This is a genomic window from Limosilactobacillus sp. WILCCON 0051 (assembly GCF_039955095.1).
GTDB classification, from domain to species: Bacteria; Bacillota; Bacilli; order Lactobacillales; family Lactobacillaceae; genus Limosilactobacillus; species Limosilactobacillus allomucosae.
Map to the genome: position 1 here is coordinate 1,101,014 of NZ_CP154878.1, position 19,807 is coordinate 1,120,820.

At 47.2% G+C, this 19,807-nt stretch carries 12 protein-coding genes; 8 read left to right on the top strand and 4 right to left on the bottom strand.

The window, feature by feature from the left end; translation table 11 throughout:
- Positions 1-71 precede the first annotated feature (71 nt).
- Positions 72-3,590: an SEC10/PgrA surface exclusion domain-containing protein gene (locus ABC765_RS05260; RefSeq protein WP_347963595.1), complete on the top strand. Its 3,519-nt coding sequence runs from the start codon at positions 72-74 to the stop codon at positions 3,588-3,590.
- A 112-nt stretch (positions 3,591-3,702) separates the two neighbouring features.
- Here the strand turns inward: ABC765_RS05260 and ABC765_RS05265 are convergent, their stop codons facing one another.
- A complete protein-coding gene (locus ABC765_RS05265) occupies positions 3,703-4,656 on the bottom strand; it encodes a GbpC/Spa domain-containing protein (RefSeq protein WP_347980874.1) in 954 nt (317 codons plus the stop codon).
- A 194-nt stretch (positions 4,657-4,850) separates the two neighbouring features.
- Between ABC765_RS05265 and ABC765_RS05270 the strand changes: the two genes are divergently transcribed.
- On the top strand, positions 4,851-5,792 hold the full coding sequence (locus ABC765_RS05270) for a GbpC/Spa domain-containing protein (protein ID WP_347964173.1): 942 nt from the start codon (positions 4,851-4,853) through the stop codon (positions 5,790-5,792).
- A gap of 73 nt (positions 5,793-5,865) precedes the next feature.
- Here ABC765_RS05270 and ABC765_RS05275 read toward each other — a convergent pair whose 3' ends face one another.
- On the bottom strand, positions 5,866-6,006 hold the full coding sequence (locus ABC765_RS05275) for a hypothetical protein (RefSeq protein WP_347963597.1): 141 nt from the start codon (positions 6,004-6,006) through the stop codon (positions 5,866-5,868).
- Between the two features lie 498 nt (positions 6,007-6,504).
- Positions 6,505-6,744, bottom strand: a complete 240-nt coding sequence (locus ABC765_RS05280; RefSeq protein WP_347963598.1) for a helix-turn-helix domain-containing protein — start codon at positions 6,742-6,744, stop codon at positions 6,505-6,507.
- A 34-nt stretch (positions 6,745-6,778) separates the two neighbouring features.
- On the opposite strand from ABC765_RS05280, the gene ABC765_RS05285 reads away from it, so the two are divergent.
- On the top strand, positions 6,779-6,982 hold the full coding sequence (locus tag ABC765_RS05285) for a hypothetical protein (protein WP_347963599.1): 204 nt from the start codon (positions 6,779-6,781) through the stop codon (positions 6,980-6,982).
- Between the two features lie 472 nt (positions 6,983-7,454).
- Here ABC765_RS05285 and ABC765_RS05290 read toward each other — a convergent pair whose 3' ends face one another.
- Positions 7,455-8,387, bottom strand: a complete 933-nt coding sequence (locus tag ABC765_RS05290) for a site-specific integrase (RefSeq protein WP_347963600.1) — start codon at positions 8,385-8,387, stop codon at positions 7,455-7,457.
- Between the two features lie 134 nt (positions 8,388-8,521).
- Between ABC765_RS05290 and ABC765_RS05295 the strand changes: the two genes are divergently transcribed.
- From ABC765_RS05295 to ABC765_RS05315, 5 genes are all read left to right on the top strand, one after another.
- On the top strand, positions 8,522-16,216 hold the full coding sequence (locus ABC765_RS05295) for an LPXTG cell wall anchor domain-containing protein (RefSeq protein WP_347980875.1): 7,695 nt from the start codon (positions 8,522-8,524) through the stop codon (positions 16,214-16,216).
- Positions 16,217-16,303: 87 nt separating this feature from the next.
- A complete protein-coding gene (locus ABC765_RS05300) occupies positions 16,304-16,522 on the top strand; it encodes a hypothetical protein (protein ID WP_347963602.1) in 219 nt (72 codons plus the stop codon).
- Between the two features lie 150 nt (positions 16,523-16,672).
- Positions 16,673-17,467 (top strand): Fic family protein, encoded by a 795-nt coding sequence (locus tag ABC765_RS05305; protein ID WP_347963603.1) that lies wholly within the window; start codon positions 16,673-16,675, stop codon positions 17,465-17,467.
- Between the two features lie 184 nt (positions 17,468-17,651).
- Complete coding sequence (nrdH, locus tag ABC765_RS05310) at positions 17,652-17,894, top strand: glutaredoxin-like protein NrdH (protein ID WP_347963604.1); 243 nt, start codon at positions 17,652-17,654, stop codon at positions 17,892-17,894.
- A 5-nt stretch (positions 17,895-17,899) separates the two neighbouring features.
- Positions 17,900-19,732, top strand: a complete 1,833-nt coding sequence (locus tag ABC765_RS05315) for a toprim domain-containing protein (RefSeq protein ID WP_347963605.1) — start codon at positions 17,900-17,902, stop codon at positions 19,730-19,732.
- Positions 19,733-19,807: the final 75 nt, after the last annotated feature.

A 19,807-nucleotide genomic window follows, 5' to 3' on the forward strand; every position in this document is an offset into this window, starting at 1 on the left:
GTATAATGTGATTGTCGAATAGAAATATTGCATATCGCTTTAGTCAAGGAACAAGAATCGAGGAGTTACATATGGGGAATAAAAAAATCGTTTTGACCGCTGGGGCCGGGTTGGCTGCCCTTGCTGCAGGGACTGTTACTACCACGCAAACCGTCAGTGCTGATACCGTTGCCAGCGCTGCTGAACAAAATGCTGCCGTAGCTACGGTTGCTACGCCAGATCAAAAGGCGCAGGCGGCCGTTGATCAAGCCCAAAGCAAGGTTGATGCTGCCAGTCAAGCAGCCAGTGACGCCAACAAGGTACTGACTGATGCGCAAAATGCCAACAGTCAAGCACAATCTGCCGTTAACGATCAACAACAGATCGTCAACCAAGATCAGCAAAACGTCAATAACGCGCAATCAGCGACTGACCAAGCTCAAAATGCTGTCAGCGATGCGCAGAAGTTGGCTGATGAGGCCACACCGGCCAATATTGAAAAAGCGCAATCTGCTGTTAGCGATCAACAACAAACGCTGACTGATGATCAGCAGAAGGTTGCTGACGCTCAGAATGACCAAAGTCAAGCACAAGCTAACGTAGATTCCGCACAAAAGAGCGTTCACGATGCGCAGGCGCAGACTGACGCTCAGCAAAAGGTAACGGATTCCGCGGCTGACAATCTGAAGAACGCGCAAGATATCTTAAACAACAGCGACTCGGGCAAAGCTCAGAAGGCCGTTGACGATGCCAACGCAAAAGTTGCTCAGGATCAAGCCAACATTACAAAGCAAAACGGCACGATTGCCAATGATCAGGCTAAGATCAGCAATGCAACCCAGGCCGTATCTGATGCACAAAACGCGAAGACGACGGCTGACAACAAACTGACTGATGCGCAAAATGCACAAGCTTCAGCTCAAACCAAGGCAGATGCTCAGCAAAAGAGTGTGGATGATGCTCAAGCCAAGGCAGATGCTCAGCAAAAGGCAACTGATTCCGCGGCTGACAACCTGAAGAACGCGCAAGATATCTTAAACAACTCGGCAACGGCGAAGGCTAACGCTGATCAAGCTCTGGCTGATGCCAAGAAGAAGACCGATGAAGCCCAGGCCAACGCTAACGGCAAGTCCGTTGCGGAAGCTAATGCGGCCACGGCTAAAGCTAATGCTGATGGCGCTCTGAGTGACGCGCAAAACGCGAAGGCAACGGCTGACAATAAACTGACTGATGCTCAGAATGACCAAGCTTCAGCCCAAGCCAAGGCAGATGCAGCCAGCCAAACGCAAAAGACGGCGCAAAATGCCTATGACGCTACCAACAGCAAGTTGAGCGACGTCCAAGACAAGCTGGACAATCTGAATACTATTACGCTTTCCGATGAGTATATTCAGGCACTGAAGGCTTTCTTTAATAATCAAAATGCTACAACGAGTCAAGCTGTAAAAGATGCTGCGCAAAGACTTGTTTCTGAGAATCAGTACAAGTCTAACAAGGCCGATCAGCAGACTGAGGTCACTTTTGGACCAGATCAGCCACTGTCAGCTGACGTAGAACTTGAGTTGACTCAATTTGTTGCAGAATTGTTGAATCCAATTCGTGCTAAGCTTGGAATGATTCCGCTAACAATTAACCAAGGCAGCTTAGATTTTACTAAAGCTATTTCCCAAGGGTATGATTCTACAGGATGGCATATTGCTACAAAAGGATGGCATGACACAAAAACGATTAATGAAGCAGCCGCAGATTTTGGCCTTGCCCACGGACCATTTAAGGACTATCTTCCACAAATGTATGAAGATGCTCAAAGCGGCTACTGGATTAACGGTAATCCTGCTTCACCAATGACTTTTACGAAAACCTTGGATGAACTGAAGAGCCAACTTTATGGGGCAGTTACAGATATGCTGTTCCAAGATGCTTCACAAACGATAACTGATGAATCAGCCAAAGATGACTGGGGTCATGCTAAAGGCGTAACTGGTTTAACTAATTCAGTTGGTAATCCAACAACCGAATCATTAGGCGTTATGATTGATTCAATGGGTAACGTTCATATCATTTCGGTTACAAATAATCACGTTGTTGATAATACAGGTAAGTATGCTCAAGAAATGAACAATAAGTATGCCGTTCCAGATCAGCTGACCGAACTGACCTCACAAAAACAAGCATTGACAACTCAACTGGCTACGCAAAAAGCAACGCTGGATCAGGCTAATGCTGACTTGTCCAGTGCCAATGTCTCGCTTGCAGCTGCCAAGAACGCAGTGGCTAGTGCGCAAGCCGTTGCGGATGCTGCTCAGAAGAACGTTGCCAACAAACAGGCGGGCGCTGACATGGCAGCTAAGAATCTGACGACGGTACAAGCAGCTTTGACTCAAGCCCAAAACGATCTGACCAAGGCAAAGCAGGTTCAGGCAGATGCTCAGGCGAACGTTGACGCTTACTCTGCAGACGTTTCAACGAAGCAGGCCAATGTCGCCAAGGCACAAGCTCAGTACGACACCGAAAAGGCCGCGCTGGACCAGGCTCAAGGCGAATTGGCCGACGCTAAACAAGCACTGGCCAACGCACAAGCTGATTTGAGTGCCAAGAAGCAGGCCGTAGCTAATGCTCAAGCCAATGTGGCCAACGCACAAAAGACGGTTGAACAAAAGCAGAATGAACTTCAAGATGCCAATAATGTTTTGAAGACGGATCAGAATCAATTGACACAATTGCAGGCAACGCTCCAGGCGGACAACGATACGCTGGCCCAAGCTAAACAGAATCTGGCGCTCTACCAGGCTGATCTGGCAACCAAACAGGCTAACGTGGCTAAAGCACAAGCTCAGTATAATACTGAAAAGGCCGCATTGAGCCAGGCTCAAAGCGAATTAGAAGCTAAGAAGCAAGTATTAGCCGATGCGCAAGCTGATTTGCGGGCTAAGAAGCAAGCAGTCGCTGACGCACAAGCCCAAGTTGCAGCTGATCAAGCTCAACTGAAGGCCTTACAGCAAAAAGTTGCTGATCTGCAGAATGCGCCAACGACTTTGGCCAAGGCACAAACGACTTTGGCTGACGCTAAGCAGGCGCTTGCTGATGCTGAACAGACGCTGGCCGATGATCAGGTAAAGCTGGCTGAATTAAGCGCTCAGGCCAACGCTACGCAAGCTCAGGTTGATGCCGCTCAAAAAGCTGTTGATGATGCACAAGATACTTTGACGCAGGCCCAAAATGATCTGACCAACGCCAAGCAGGCGCAAGCGGCTCAGCTTGAACAAGAAGCCGCAATCAAGCGCGCGGAAGCGCAAGCTAAAGCTCAGGCACAAGCCAAGGCCAATGGCTATCGGATCATCAATGGTCAAGTCGTCGACGCCAATGGCAACGCGGTAGCCGGCTGGACGATTAAAGACGGTCAGGCCTTTGATCCTGAGGGCAATGCCATCTATCTGCCAACTACGCAATTGACGCGTGAGGCTTACAAGGTACAACAAAAGAAGCGTGAGATCGCAGCTAAGACCTTGCCGCAAACTGGTGACAACACGCGTGAAGCAGTTGCGCTGGCTGGCATGGGATTGATTGCCGCTGTTGCTGGTGCTCTTGGTCTGCGGAAACGCGAAGACTAATTGAGACAATATCGAAAAGCTCTACAGACGTAGGGCTTTTTTGTGTTGCTCAAAAACTGGAATTTTTGACTACTAGCGGTTAAAATCGAGAGACGAAACTTATAATAGATCCTTAGGTGATCAAGGAGTTTAGGCGGTTGGCTAACGATACGTTGTAGTGATAGTCAACTGAAGTGGTTTTACGCGTTGGTGGCGTTGGAACTGGCGCTTTACCAACCGTTGTTCCTAACACGCCCAGATACCAATTGTAGAAGCGACTGTTAACCATACTGTTTCCGGAAGTATCAGTTGCATGCTGCCAATCCAGCCCAGGTAAACTCCAACGCAGCTTTACCCCGTTTTGAATATTAGCGAAAACCGTTCCACCATCTGTTAATAAATGATTGTACGTTAAATCAGTATTGTCTTCATAGGCCGTACCATCATCATGAATTGTAGAATCGGGATTGGTTGTTTGCTGATACAATTTACCATTACTAAGCACTTTTACTGCTTCTGTATGAGATGGTGCCCAGTCAAAATGGTTCATGGAGCTAAGGATCAGCCAGGCACTATTTTCGGGAAAGTTGATTAACTGGCCGTTTTCATCGTAAAAAAATACCTGCTCATCAACCCCGCTTGCCCATAAAAGATTCATGTTATTGAAAGGATCGTTTGTGAATTCTAGAATAGGCTGATTATTATTATTACCATTAGCAATTAGATTGCTGAAAACATGAACCATTTTAGCAATGCTGTGTTTCTCGCCGTTTAAATCAACATAGTATGAATTTTTTAAATTCGTATATGTTACCGTTGCAAATGTTCCGTCCTGATTGCCATTGAACATGGCACCATAAACATTGTTTTTCCCAGATTTATATTGTTCATCAATGTAGCCTGGAAAATCATTAACGCCAATATCCTTATTAGCCCATGCCTCCACCGGCTGTTTATCCCATACAATATTAACCGTAGCTTGAGGTTCGTTAGAAAGATATAGATTTTGAAAAATCTGATCCATATCTATACTGGTGCCTTGCAATTTGCTTTTTTCATCGGCAAGCTTTGAGTTGTAGTCTGCCAATTCTTGAGCATATTTTTGATTCTCTTGATTCTGAGCAGAGTGAGTATTTTAGATTCCGATCTTGCTTTTATCCTAATGCCATTATCGCCTGATCAAGCGTGATCTCTAGTGTCAAAATTTAGCTGTTATTAACTGACTATCGTCATTTTTATATTGATAAAGCACCTGATTGTTGGCTCTGTAGCAACCTTTTCATTGCTACTACTCTTGTTGCTCAGAAGCAAAACAATGCTCAAAATGCAAATGTCATTGATTCATCAAGCGTGATTCAGAAACTTTCCATTGATCATGACAGTGGCAGTACCGTATCAGTAACTAATGTTGTTAATGGTACCGTTAGCGATATGAAAGACGTTATGTTTAACGGTGCTGATCATATGGGAGATGGCTATCGGATCGTTTCTGTTGATGATACAAAGCCAGCCACTTTTACGGTTACTTACAACAATCTTTCAAAGATCACCTATAATGACCGTAAAATTACTAAGGTCGTATATGAAGTTACCTTAACGCCTAACAATAATCAAAATTATGACTTTATGGTACTGAATGATTTTGCTTATGGTCTGGCATTAAACAATGACGTTGCCAACTTAAAGATGCGAATGTACTACGATAACGGCGAATTGGTTGATTTCTCAGATGGCAATGCCTACCTGTCAGTTAATTCGCTGAACAACTACACAAACAACCTTAAAGAATACTCGATTGAAACGACGCGTGTTAATAGTGGTGGCAAGGCACTAGCTTTACGTGGCTCAAGCGTTACAGTTCATGATGGCACTACGCTGTATTCCGATAAGGCCAACTCATACACAACAGATGGTCACTATGCAGCAACGTCTGATACAGCAAACAAGGAGTCCTTTGAATTAAATCCTAATTCTGTAACTGACACCAACATTCCGGTTGGCTGGGATACGACAAATAGCCCATATCGCTACTATGGTGCGGGTTTGGTTAAGTTGACCGGTTCAGTATTAGATATTGATATTTATGCTGCCAATACCGGCATTCCAGCAGGAACTGCTTGGCGAAATGGCCTATGGTATAACACCTCAACCATCATTCCAGTTACGCCGACGACGCAAATTAACTATCACTACAACGTAGCTTTCTTGATTGCCTTAAATTAGTTGTCTCTCAAGGGATAATGGACGATTGCCAACCACAAAAAAAGACCTAATACATTACTGTACTAAGTCTTCCTTACTTTCGTTCTTTCAAAAGATCGTGTTGTTCAATGCCTTTGTGTTGCTTGTATTCAGTATATCGTTTTTCAAGTTCTTTTATATTAGCGTTGTTATAAAAAGGATTGTCTTTTGATTTTGTCGATTTAGCATTTCTCATGACTATCACCTCTTGAATTCGTATTATAATTACGTTGTACATATAATCTAATACAATCAAAAGCTTGAAACAATTGAGAAAGGAGAAACAACAATGGATTTTTTGGATTCGCCAGAAGCATTGCAGGCCAAAGCTGAAGTTGAAAATGGCGAAGTAGGAGTAATTGGCACGGTTAACGATTTAGACGAATGGATAAAGAATCTATAAGCAACAGAAAAAGCCGCCGGTAAAAACCGAACGGCTTATCACAAGCATCAATCCATGTTATAATAACCTTGTATCAAAGTTATATTATTGATAGCTGAGGCTGGAAGATTGATAAAACGCTTGCTATCCTGGTGTAGTTGCAGCTACACCACCAGCCAAGCGGCAACCAAAAAGGTTTGCAAAATAAATCACTTCCTTCATGGTTAGAGTGGTGTATTGTTGCAGCAATACACGATTGATATTATATCATAGAAAAGTCGGGTTCCAAATGGTGTCCGGCTTTTTCTATTTTCAATTGAGCAGCAGTCTCAGACCTTGTTCGTACCAGGCTAACGATTCTGGTATAGGAGTCTCATCGAGGTTTTCCCAGCTGTTCAAAACGGCTTGGCTAACACCGATTTGTCTTGCTAATACCGTTTGCGAAATGTTGTTGCTGATTCTAAGTGCAGATAGTTCAGCCAGCTTTTCAATGTTGGCTTGTTCTGCTGGGTCAAGCTTAAGCGTTGGCTTAATATCCTGCCAAGTGGTCATAATTGTTCAGTCCTTTCTAGTGAGGTGATTCAAAATGGTAAACGATAATTTTTTCGATTTTTCTAAAGATATTTTAAGTGATCTAGCCAAGGAAAACTATTCCGGCGACAAGCTTCAAGAAGTCAAACACCGACAAGATCACTTAAATAAAGCGATGGATCAGCTGATTAAAGACGCAGAGCAAACCGCTGTACCAATGACTAAGACGGAGTTAGAGAAGGCAATTGGATTAAGATAGATATTGTATGCAGTCTTGTATGGTACTTTTTATTGTCTTTAAATTGATATTACAGAGACTGTCGAGTCTAATAATTTCAGACCAACAAAAATATTTAATTGAGAAAAAACAGAGTGCCTGATATCATTGAGTTTATAAAGAAAATATTTCAATTAAGAAAAAGAAAAAGTCGGATTCCAAAATAATTTGGTTTCCGATTTTAAATTTTAATTAGTAACTGTATCACTAAGAACCAAAGTGAGCGATTGCAGTATTATAAGGCTAACTATCTAACAACTATTGAGATATATTGTCCCTATGGCAACCTGGGGACGTAAAAGGCATTGATAATTAGATGATCACTGCTCAAGCAACTACGGCTGTTTGAGTAAATCGTCCGTATCTATGCAAATTGTGGTTCAGACACTCAATACTGGGGTGTTTGCCCACAAGCCATCGACTTCAGCCGATGGTGGTTGACTAGTTAACTAATTCAGATCAGTTTTGAGAGGTGCTGGAGCACCTTGTCAGTGTCTTTATTCTCCAGCTCCTGAATAATATGAATGTAGGTCTGCTGCGTTGTCGTTGTGTTGGCGTGGCCCAGCCATTTAGCAACGCTGGCGATCGACACGCCTTCATAAAGTAACAGCGAAGCATGCGTATGCCGCAAGCCGTGAATCGAGATAACTGGAATCTGACAAGCATGGCAGTAGCGCGTCAGGATATTGTTGATTGTCGAATTGTAGACGCGCCTGCCTTTGGGTACAAAAATTGGTTGATCATCCGGCAGACCGTCAATTAGCATCTTAAACTGATTCATGGTTTTCCAGTCCAGCATAACGGTGCGGTTGGAGGATTTGTTTTTGGTCGGTTGAAATTTGCCTTTTTTACTTTTGTAGTCCCAGGATTTATTGATGATTAGCTCCTGCGTCTCAAAATTAAAATCTGCTGGAGTCAAGCCAAGAGCTTCAGCATAGCGCAGACCAGTCTTGGCCACCAAGAGAATAAACCAGTCCCAGTTTAGCTCGGGTCCTAAATTTAGGTGCTTTAATAGTGTCTGCAGCTCATACATGCTCAAATATTTGGTTTTCTTGTGCTGCTTTTTGGCCGAACCTTTGATAATGATTCGGCGAGTCGGATCTTTTTCCAACAGACCATCATCAACCGCGTCAACCAGACTGGCCCGCAGATGGTGATGAAAGTCCAGGACCGTCTTGCGCTCATGAGTCTCAGCGTAGCGATTGATCAGGTTCTGATAAGTACGCCGGTTCAACTCGTTTAGATGCAGAGTAGGGGCCAGCTCTTTAAGCTTGCGCTGGGCTAAGTAGTACTTCTGAAGCGTGACCGGCCGAATTGCATTTTCTTTGTACAAGGCAATCCATTGCTTATAGTACTTATAAAATAATTTTGTGCTGTAACGTGGCATAGTATTTTCCTTTCCTTTTTAACCTCGTTCCAAGGTTGGAACGAGGTTAGATTTTTTCTAGGTGGCGAAACTTGCATAGATCGCTTTGATGATCATACTTCTCTTTGTAATTCAATAAAAAGGAGAATAAACATATGATTGTTAAAGACAAAGAAAAAACGTCGCAGCCAATCGACACGTCCTTACACTACAAGATGTACAAGGATGGCAAGCATTGGGTGACGGCCGGGATCACGACGCTGATGTTCAGTGGGTTGATTTTGGGGACGCAGACAACCGCTCATGCGGATACCGCTGCTGCTTCAACCTCTGGTGATGGTCAGGCACAAGCAACTACGGGAGGCAATGCGGTAACGCAGACAACTGCATCAACTGCATCTGCTTCAAGTACAAATACTGATGTAGCTAGTCAGCCGGCAGCCAATACGGTTTCCGCAACGGCTGCTGCAGCTTCAACTGCTACGCAAAGCCAAAGTGCTGGTACGATTACGCAACCAGTAGCGGTTAATCATTCACAATTGGATCAAGCCGTTGCGGCTGCTAAGCAGGCTGGCTTAAACCCACAACAGCAGCCAACAACGTCATCAACCGTGGCACCAAGCGAAGTCGATTCTGCTAAGGCTAATATCGAGAGCGACTATGCCAGTCAAGCAGCTAAGCTGCAAGAAGCTACGGATCAGCAGCAAACGATTAATAAGTACAACGGTTCAAAGGGGGACTCTTCCGCCCTGGATGCTGCCGTTAAAGAAGCGCAGAATACGCCTGGACTGACTGTCAAGCAGGATCAAACTAAGACAACTTCGCTTAAAGCAAACGATAAGTCAGGCATTGCTAATTGGGAATCCAATACGGCTGCTGACTACTCATCTCAAGTCGATGCGATCAATAAAGCTATCGATGCTCAGAAACAAAACAATACTGAGTATGATCAAGCAATGGCAAAGTGGAAAGAGGCTAACTTAAATAACAATCCGAATGGTCTAACTACTGCTGATGTTCAACAGCAACTTACCCTAGCAGCAGAACCCGATGCAAAAGTAGATATTAAAATCCTGGATAGCCGGGCTTCGTTGACAACCTCAGATCGAGTATTTGGAGGCACCACTTGGACTCGGGTTAATCTAAGTACCTCTATCCCAGGTAATATCGCTCAAGCAACCTATACTAATCTGAAGAATTCTTACTATGTTGACAAGAATGGTCAAAAGCATTTAATCGCTAAAATCGTTAAAACATTTAGCAATACCGACTATGTAGCAAGTAAAAGCGATGTCAATATCCCATTATTAGATATTGCTACTAATCCCAGCATGGGCGTCTGGTATGACGGTACTTCGGGAGTCACTGAAACCGATACCTTCTACGATGCGAACGGTAATATTATTAACCTAAGTGATAATACCGCCTATATTGCAGTAACATCGTTGAATTCAATCTATGAGAGCGCTAAGAATGGGTATACCAACGGCCAATTTGCCATTTCTGGACTGCCGCTGCACATTGAAAGTGCAACGCCTGTATCTAATGGTAAAGCTTATACACTGGCAGGCTCTAGTGTAACCGTGCATTCTAATGGTGCCTTATATGCGGACAAAACCAATAATGTAACCTATCAGGGTGGTCCAAATACAGACCAAACGACGTGGAAATCTAGTACAGAAGATTGGGAAAGTTCTGCTCAATACTTTGGTTCTGGAATCATTGCAGTTCATGGTGATAGTTTCAGTATTCGATTTGAAACCAACTTTGGTGATAATGATGTGAACTATAATTCCGGGATTTGGTATACATTAGATACCATCATTCCACAAACACCAACACCCACTCGTAAAACTACTTCAGTTGACTATCACTACAACGTAGTAAATATTACTCCAGGTGTGCCAGATAAAGATAACGTTTCATACCAATACCACGATCTGAACGTGGCCACGACGCCAGAGAAGAACTGGACGCAAGGCAGTCAGGTTGTCAACGGCAAGACTGAGATCAACGATGACGTGGTTTCTGCCACGGTCAAGATGACTACGCCGGCAGCCTCGCAGGTTGAGGGCGGCATGAAGACGCTGGCAGTTACGGACAACTACTCCAAGTTTGCGAACAACGTAACCTACCAGGGAGCGCAGGTCTATGAAAATGATCAGCTGGCCACCTCGCTGTACAACGTTACCAACAACGCAGCTGACGCTACCGTTACGGCGACGCGCAAGGACGCTTCCACGACGCCGGCCGGGACGGTTTCGCTGGTCGTTGACTTTAAGATCAACAGCGACGTTCCAAGCGGCACGAAATTTGAAAACTCCGGTTCTGGAACAATCAACAACAGTACCGTGCCAACTAACGATGCTGAAATCGTCACATACGAACAGTCGGCCGAAAAGCACTGGATCGAAGGAACGCAGACGGTTGATGGCAAGACGTATATCAATGATGACGTCGTAACCACCAAGGTTGATATGAGTCTGCCGGATCCATCGACTTTGGCTCACTCATTGACCAACGTAACGGTTGATGATGACTACTCCGACTTCCAAGACAAGGTAACGCCGCAATCCTACCGTGTTGAAGAAAACGGTAAGGACGTAACCAGCGAGTACAACGTTACCTACAGCAATGGCCACCTGACGGCCGTTCGCAAGACGCCAAGCACGGCACCGGCCGGCAAGGTTTCTTTGATTGCTACCTGGCTGATCAATGCCAACGTGGCCTCGGGTACCAAGCTTACCAACCGCGGTTCCGGTCGAATCAACAACCATACTGTGCCAACCAATACGCCTGATATCAAGACCTACACCCAGACGGCTGACAAGCACTGGGTCGAAGGCAGCCAAACGGTTGACGACAAGACCTATGTTGATGGCGATGAGGTGCATGCTCGTGTTGAAATGAGCTTGCCAGATCCGGCCACGCTTGCTAAGCCATTGACTGACGTTACGCTGGTTGACAACTACAGCGACTATGCCGACAAGGTTGACTACAAGAGCGCCCAAGTGCTGGAGAACGGCAAAGACGTAACCAGCCAGTACACGATCACCAACGTGGGCGGCAAGATCACGGCCATGCGGAAGGCGCCAGGCACGGCGCCAGCCGGCACGGTCCAGCTGCTGGTCAACTTTAAGGTTAAGACGGGCGTTGCTTCTGGCACGGAGCTGAACAACTACGGCTCTGGCCGAATCAACAACAATACGGTTGCTACCAACAATGCTAAGGTCGTTACCTACCAGCAGACGACTGACAAGCATTGGGTCGATGGGACGCAGATTGTTGATGGTAAGACTTACGTTGACGGTGATACGATCAATGGTCAGGTATCAATGAGTCTGCCAGATCCCGCTACGCTAGCCAAGAAGCTGACTAAAGTAGCAGTTACGGACGACTACTCCAACTTTAAGGACAAGGTTGACTATCAAGAAGCCCACGTATATGAAAACGGGGTTGACGTCACCAGCCAATACAACATCGTTAACAACGCCGGTACTGGCACCGTTACGGCCACGCGCAAGGACGCTGCTTCAGCTCCTAAAGGCACGGTTGTACTGACGGCTACCTGGAAGGTTCATGACGACGTTGCTTCCGGTACTAAGCTGATCAACGGCGGTTCTGGGACGATCAACGAATCCACTGTCAAGACGCCGGATCGGACGATTGAGACCTGGAAGCAGAATAAGCCAGTCAAGCACTGGGTTGAAGGAAGTCAAGAAGTTGACGGCAAGGTGGCACTGGATAACGACGTCATTTCTGCTCAGGTAACTTCTGACTTGCCAAATCCTTCTGATCTGGCCCACAAGCTGTCAAACGTTCAAGTCATCGATGACTACAGCCAGTTCAAGGATCACGTTAAGACCAGCTCGATCCGCGTCTTGGAAAACGGGGTTGACGTAACCAGTCAATACACGATCGAAGACAACGCCGGGACTGGGATTATCACGGCCTCGCGCAAGGATCCAAGCACCACGCCAGCCGGCAAGGTCCAGATGAACGTATCATTCCAGATCAATGCCGATACGCCAAGCGGTACGACGTTCAAGAACACGCCGGTCAGCGTCATCAACAAGAGCCGCGTAACCGGTCAGGAAGTAACGCTGACCACGTACAAACAAACGACGGACAAGCACTGGACCGAAGGCAGCCAAGTCGTTGACGACAAGACGTATATTGCCAGTGACACCATTAATGCCCGCATCGAAATGAGTCTGCCGGATCCTTCAACGTTGACTAAGAAGCTGACCAAGGTACAGCTGGTCGATGACTACACGCAGCTGGCTAAGTATGTTTCGGCTCCAAGTGATATCCGCGTTGAGGAAAACGGCAAGGACGTAACCAGCGAGTACTCGATTGCTACGGCTAATGGCCATATCACGGCCACGCGTAAGGATCCAAGCACCACGCCAGCCGGCACGGTAGCTCTGATTGCCCACTTTAAGGTCAATGCCGACACACCAAGCGGTACCAAGCTGGTTAACGCTGGTTCTGGGACGCTGAACAACGAGACGGTCCCAACCAATAATCCAACCGTCAAGACGTATACGCAAACGACGGACAAGCATTGGACTGAAGGAAGTCAAGTTGTTGATGGCAAGGTCTACATTGACGCATCAGAAACGCACACTGACGTTACGATGAGTTTGCCGGATCCGGCTACGCTGGCTAAGAAGCTGACCAAGGTAGCAATTACGGACGACTACTCCAAGTTTGCCCAATACGTTGACTACGAAAGTGCTCAAGTGCTGGAAAACGGCAAGGACGTTTCCAGCGAGTACACGATCTCGGTTGCCGATGGCAAGGTTACGGCAACGCGGAAGGACGCTTCCACGACGCCAGCCGGCACGGTTGACCTGCATGTCAACTTCAAGCTCCACTCTGACGTTGCTTCTGGTACCAGCCTGGTCAACAGCGGTTCCGGAACGATCAACGACGAGACAATCGCCACGCCAGACCGGACGGTTAAGACGTACAAGCAGGACACCAATAAGACTTGGAACGTCGGTGATCAAACGGTCAACGACAAGCTGGTCATCAACAACGATCAGGTTCAGTCCACGATCTCAATGACACTGCCAGACCAGAACACGCTGGCCAAGAAGCTGACCAAGGTACAGCTGGTTGATGACTACTCAGGCTTGAGCAAGTACGCTGACGTCAAGACGGTTGAGATTCGTGAAAACGGCAAGGACGTTTCCAGCGAGTACGATGTGCAAAACGATGGCAGTCATATCACTGCTACCCGTAAGAATGCCGCTGGCGCGCCAGCCGGCAACGTTCAGATGCTTGTTACCTGGCAGGTACGCGCTGATGTTCCATCAGGGACGCAGCTGGAGAACAAGGGTACTGGTACCTTGGATGACGAATCTGTACCAACGCCATCGCCTAAGGTGGTTACTTACACGCCAGAGACCGACAAGCATTGGGTCAACGGCAGTCAAGTCGTTGACGGCAAGACGTTCATTGACGGCGATCAGGTATCTGGTAAGGTAACGATGAGTCTGCCAGATCCAGCTCAGCTGGCTCAGCCATTGAGCAAGGTGGCCATCACGGACGACTTCTCCAACTTTGCCGACAAGGTTGACTACAAGAGCGCCAAGGTACTGGAGAACGGCAAAGACGTAACTAGCGAGTACACGATCTCGGTTGCCAATGGCAAGGTTGTGGCCACGCGCAAGAATGCGGCTGCTGCTCCTAAGGGTACGCTGGAATTGGACGTTGATTGGACGGTTCATACTGATGTGCCAAGCAATACCGAATTGGTCAACACTGGTTCGGGAACGATCGACAACGACACGGTACCAACCCCAAAGCGCACGATCGTTACGTACAAGCAGGACACGGACAAGCACTGGGTCAGCGGCGGTCAGAACGTTGACGGCAAGGTCGCTATCAATGACGATAACGTAACCGCGCAGGTCAACATGACGCTGCCAGACAAGTCCAAGCTGGGCGGGTCCATCAACAAGGTGCAGCTGACTGATGACTTCTCCAAGTTTGCCAAGGACGTTACGGTTCAAGCCGTGCACGTCTACGAAAACGGAATTGACGTTACCAGCGAGTACGACATTTCTATTGATCCAAACGGGAAGGTCGTGGCCACGCGTAAGGATCCATCCAAGGTCAACACGGCCGGCAATGGCTCCAGCACAACGGTTACGATGAAGGCCAACATGAAGGCTGCCGACTCGCTTGATGCTTCCTCGCTGGTTGCTAAGGCCTCAGGCAACGTCAACGGCCAGACGTCAACAACGAAGACCAGCATGCTGCTGCTCGCACCAACAACGGATATTGCCGTTGAAAACGGTCAGGTTAAGTCGCAGGTCAACATGTCTCTGCCAAGCGACACCAGCGAGGTTAAGAACTTTGCTATCACCGATGACTACTCCGACTTCTCCAAGTACGCTGATGCCAGTGAAGTACACGTCTACGAAAACGGGACGGACGCAACCAGCAAGTACGCTGTTACCGACAATGACGGTAAGGTTACGGCAACGCGGAAGGATATGTCTGATGCCGAGGGCGGCAACGTTACGATGACGGTTGACTACAAGCTCAACCATGATATTCCTAACGGTACGGTCCTGGAAAACCACGGTTCCGGTACGCTGAATGATGAGACGGTGCCAACCAACACGCCAAGCATTACCACGTACACCCAGACGGCTGACAAGCACTGGGTCGAAGGAACGCAGACGGTTGACGGCAAGGTCTACATTGACGGTACGCTGGCTCATGCGCAGGTAACAACCAGCCTGCCGGATCCGGCCACTTTGACCGATAAGCTGACTGATGTCTCAATCACGGACGACTACTCAGCATTCGCTGACAAGGTTGACTTCCAGTCTGCTCAAGTACTGGAGAACGGCAAAGACGTAACCAGTGAGTACACGATCACCAAGCAGGGCGACAAGATCACGGCTACCCGTAAGGATCCTGGTTCGGCGCCAGCTGGGAATGCTCAGTTGCTGCTGACGTTTAAGATTCATTCTGATGTTCCGTCAGGCACGCAGCTGGAAAACGTCGGCTCGTCAACGATCAACAACCACACGGTATCCACCAACAAGGCTACGATCACGACGTTTAAGCCGGATCCAAAGAAGGACGTCGTGGTCTCCGTTGACGACAACAAGAGCCTCAATGGTGCCAACATTGACCTGAACAGTTCGTTTGACTACAAGCTGGAAGGTTCAACGGTGCCAAAGAACAGTACTGGCATCACTGAATACGGCTTCCACGACGACTACGATCAAGAACATGATCAGTACAACGGCGGCTACACGGTATTGTTGAACAGCGATGTGACGTTGACTGATGGTACGGTGCTTAAGAAGGGTACTGACGTTACCAAGTACACGACGCAGACGATTGATCAAGACAACGGTATTGTCGATATCGAGTTCGATCAAGACTTCCTGACCAAGGTTGACTACGCCAAGTCTGAGTTTGGGGCTACGGCCTACCTCAAGATGAAGCGGGTCAAGGCTGGCGATGTTGAAAACAAGTACGTCAACAGCATCAACAACCAAGCCTTTAACTCAAACACGGTCAAGACGCATACCGACGAACCAAAGCCGGCAACGCCTAAGAATGAGACGCCAGTTACGCCTCAAGCTACGACGCCAGAAACGCCGCTATCGCCAAAGACCAGTCAACAACCAGTATTTGCGGCCGTACAGCCAGCAGCCTTGCAAACGGCTAGTCAATCGCAGACACCATCTCAAGGTCAGCAACAGCTGCCTCAGACAGGCAACGATAGAGACGAAGCGCTTGCCTTAACTGGCCTGGCCAGCCTGTTGTTTGGTCTGGGTACGTTGGGCATGAAGAAGCGTCGTCGTCATGCTTAATCACTGCTGATATTTCTCCTAATTCTTTGTCCTTTAGCAAGAAGGCAGGCTGCGGCCTGCCTTTTTTATAGAAAGGGTGGCGATCATTTGCACTTGCGGAATCTAAGCCTTTTGCAGCTTGAGTTTGCTCAGGCGGGCATGAATGCCGACGCTAACGCCTGGCGACAAGCAGAGCAGCAATTGTCATTGCAGGATCAGATTAACTGCGTACTGGTTCTGGCTCACGAACCGGAGCCGAAGCCGGTAATTCAGCGGCTGATTGTAGCTAAACGGCTGTCGAATCGGCATAAACTGGCACGTCAATAAGATCAAAAAAGGTCAGTCAAAGATGGCTGGCCTTTTTCTTTCCATGTTATTTAGAATCATTATGAGTTAACCTCGTTCCAACCTTGGAACGAGGTTGCAGCAAACTCAGAAACTGTTAAGCTAAAAATATCAGGAAGGTGATCGAAATTTATGGCCAAAGTCGATACCGTCAAAATACTAAAGCAAGAAAGAAGTCAGCATTTTTCGCAAGGACTGTATGAATGGTCGCAGGTTGCTTTTGCTTACAACAACAATCATATGGAAGGGTCAGCGTTAAGCGAGGCCCAAGTTCGGCAACTGTATGACACTGGGACGGTTTTTGCTGAAAGTGGGGATCCAATCAAAGCCAACGATATCATTGAAACGCAGAACCATTTTCGCTTGTTCGATTTTATGTTGGATACGATTGACCAGCCGTTGACTTTGGACTATATAAAAGAACTGCAAGGTATTCTAAAACAAGGAACCATCAGTCGAAAAGGACTTCAAGAACCAATTGGTGAGTTCAAGAGTCGCAATAATATAATCGGTCAGCTGCAGACGGTGAATACCGTACCGGCTGATCAAGTACCACAACGGCTTGAACATTTGTTGGAGCTTTGGAGCCAAGCGCCGCAAACGGATTTGAACAGCTATGCCGCGTTTCATTATGAATTTGAGCGAATTCATCCATTTAGCGATGGCAACGGCCGTGTTGGTCGCATTCTTCTTTTCAAGGAACGATGCCGAAACAAAACCATGCCATTTATCATCGCCGATGAAGATCGTCCATTCTATATTCAAGGTCTGAGAGAATTCAAACGTACGCCAGGCTATCTGGTTGATACGTTTGGCAATGCTATGGATGAATATACGATGGCCTTTGAACAGGTATATGGCCGGCAGGTTCATCAGAAAGACCAGCCCAAGATTCCTCCCAAACCCCAAAAGTCGCCAAGACATTAAAAATCGATAAAAAAGGTCAGTCAAAGATGGCTGGCCTTTTTCTGTTAGCTTCTATTTTTAACGAATCTAATGTAACCTCGTTTCAACCTTGGAACGAGGTTGCTTACTATGGCCAAAGATACGAATTCAGCCGTCCTCTTCTAAGATTGCTATAAAAGCAAGAAAAGAAGAGGAGGAAGTTTCTATGATTAAAGTCTATACCAAGCCAGATTGTCCGCAGTGCAAGATGACAACGATGTTTCTGATTCGTCATCATGTCAAGTTCCTGAATATCAACGTCAGCGAAAACCCGCAGTATGCGCAAAGCTTGCACGACAAGGGCTATCGTTCGGTACCGATTGTGGTAACGGAATGCGAAGAGTGGTCCGGTTTTCGGCCGGAACGTCTAAAAGCAGTCGTCAGCCGGCAGCGTGAAGTCTTGAGGTGATCAGTATGGCAGAATTAACGGAAACGGATCGCCTGTGTCGGCAATCAATCCAAAAATATCTGGACGTCAAGGGCATTCCCTATGAACGGCAAGGATACTACCTGCGGCTGCGCGATCATGACTCTCTGGTCGTGGATACGCGCGTAACCAAAGAAAAGCCCTATGAGACCTTCTACTGGAACAGCCAGGCAGTCGGCGGCAACCTTTACAACTTTTTGCGCAGCTACGAAAACATGGAAGCCAAGGAAGCTTTTGATGAGCTGAAAAAAATGGCGCCAGAGCTGGCTAAGGCAGAGGTCCATGAGGTTAAGGCCGAACCCTATGAGCCAGAAAAATGGCGTGGCCATGCTCGGCATGATCAGGCTAAAAACTATCTGGTTGGCAAACGGCGATTGAATCCGCAGCTGGTTGAGGCACTGTTTAAACAAGGGCTAGTCCGCGAACTTAACAATGGCGATCTGTTTTTCTCCTGGAAGAACCCAAAGCATCAAGAAGTCGGCGGCGACGTCCAGGGAACGACGATTGATCATGAGAAATTTGGCAAGCGGGGTACACGCAAAATGATTGCCAAGGGATCTGTCAAAAATTTTGGGTTTCATTTTAGTGCCAATGATGGCAGCGGGACTAAAAAGCTGTATGTTTTTGAAAGTCCGATTGACGCCTTGTCCTTCTACAATCTGCACCCGCAGATAAAAGGCGAGAAAACCTTTATCAGTCTGAATGGCGCAGGAACCAAGATCAAAACGATCGAGTCGTTCATCAAGCAGTATGGCATACCTGATGAGCTGCATTTAGCCATGGATAATGACGGCGCCGGCTTTAAGGGTATGATTAGAGCCAAGACCGTTCTGCAGCCGGCCAATGCCGATCCGCATCCGGAACTGCGCAAGATGAAGATTTTGTTTGACCAGCCGGCTGATCAGTTTAAGGATTGGAACGATGCTTTGAAAGCACGATCGTTTGAAATGACCAGCGAAAACGTTGGTGATTTTATCAAGCACCGGCAGCAGTCATTGGGCCAGGACGCCTATAAGCAGCTCGTGCACGAATTTGTCAATGGGCAGTATGGCAACGTATCAGCCCCAAAAGCAAGTCGGCGGTTGCAGAAACCGCGTAAGGGAGTAATTAAAATGGAACCAGAATTTAATGAAGTCGCTAAGAAGCTGCAGACCAGCCGTATGAAACTAAAAGGCGTGGATCTGACCAAGGATTCAGATTATGCGGACGATTTTCAGTATCGGCTTGATATTGATGCCAATGGATCGCCTGACTATCATGAGATGCTGCAGTGGTTGGATAATCAGGTAGGATCATTAGCCAGCATTACCAGTGATGAAAAGGGCTGCTCCCTATGGGTCTTTGATAATAAGGACCGCGCAGGCGTCTTAAAAGAGATTGCCTCTGCATATGATCATGCGCGCGATCCGCTGCTTGGCCGCCGAGTACAGATGCCGAATGGTCGCGGTGGTACAATCGTTAAGACTGGGACGGAAAGCTTGGTTAAGTTTGACGACAACCAGTTTCAAAAGTTTAATCGGCAAGCGTTGGATCAGCATTTGATTCCAGATTTCCAAGTCCGTTATCTGCGCGACAAGACTAATGAGCTGCGCCCCGCATCGGCATCTGATGTCATGCACATGGCGGTGACGGTCCTGGATAATCAGCACAACGCGCCAGCCGCTCGGCAAAAGCAGCTGCTGATGAAGCAGCCAATGACAACGAAGCAGCGGTTGAGTATGGCCATGAGCGTGATCAACCAGTCACGGTGGGCACGAGTCAATCCGGATCCGCGGACAACTGTTCCACTGAACAGAAACGTTAAAGCTCGCGAAAAATAATAAAAACCGTTACCTAAGAGGTAACGGCCGTGCCCGACAGATTGATTCATTGTTAGTTTTGATGCCAAATTCGGT

Coding starts and splice junctions, on each gene's coding strand:
- ABC765_RS05315 (WP_347963605.1), top strand. CDS start 17,900: ATGGCAGAATTAACGGAAACGGATCGCCTGTGTCGGCAATCAATCCAA.
- ABC765_RS05295 (WP_347980875.1), top strand. CDS start 8,522: ATGATTGTTAAAGACAAAGAAAAAACGTCGCAGCCAATCGACACGTCC.
- nrdH (WP_347963604.1), top strand. CDS start 17,652: ATGATTAAAGTCTATACCAAGCCAGATTGTCCGCAGTGCAAGATGACA.
- ABC765_RS05260 (WP_347963595.1), top strand. CDS start 72: ATGGGGAATAAAAAAATCGTTTTGACCGCTGGGGCCGGGTTGGCTGCC.
- ABC765_RS05285 (WP_347963599.1), top strand. CDS start 6,779: ATGGTAAACGATAATTTTTTCGATTTTTCTAAAGATATTTTAAGTGAT.
- ABC765_RS05305 (WP_347963603.1), top strand. CDS start 16,673: ATGGCCAAAGTCGATACCGTCAAAATACTAAAGCAAGAAAGAAGTCAG.
- ABC765_RS05290 (WP_347963600.1), bottom strand. CDS start 8,387: ATGCCACGTTACAGCACAAAATTATTTTATAAGTACTATAAGCAATGG.
- ABC765_RS05275 (WP_347963597.1), bottom strand. CDS start 6,006: ATGAGAAATGCTAAATCGACAAAATCAAAAGACAATCCTTTTTATAAC.
- ABC765_RS05280 (WP_347963598.1), bottom strand. CDS start 6,744: ATGACCACTTGGCAGGATATTAAGCCAACGCTTAAGCTTGACCCAGCA.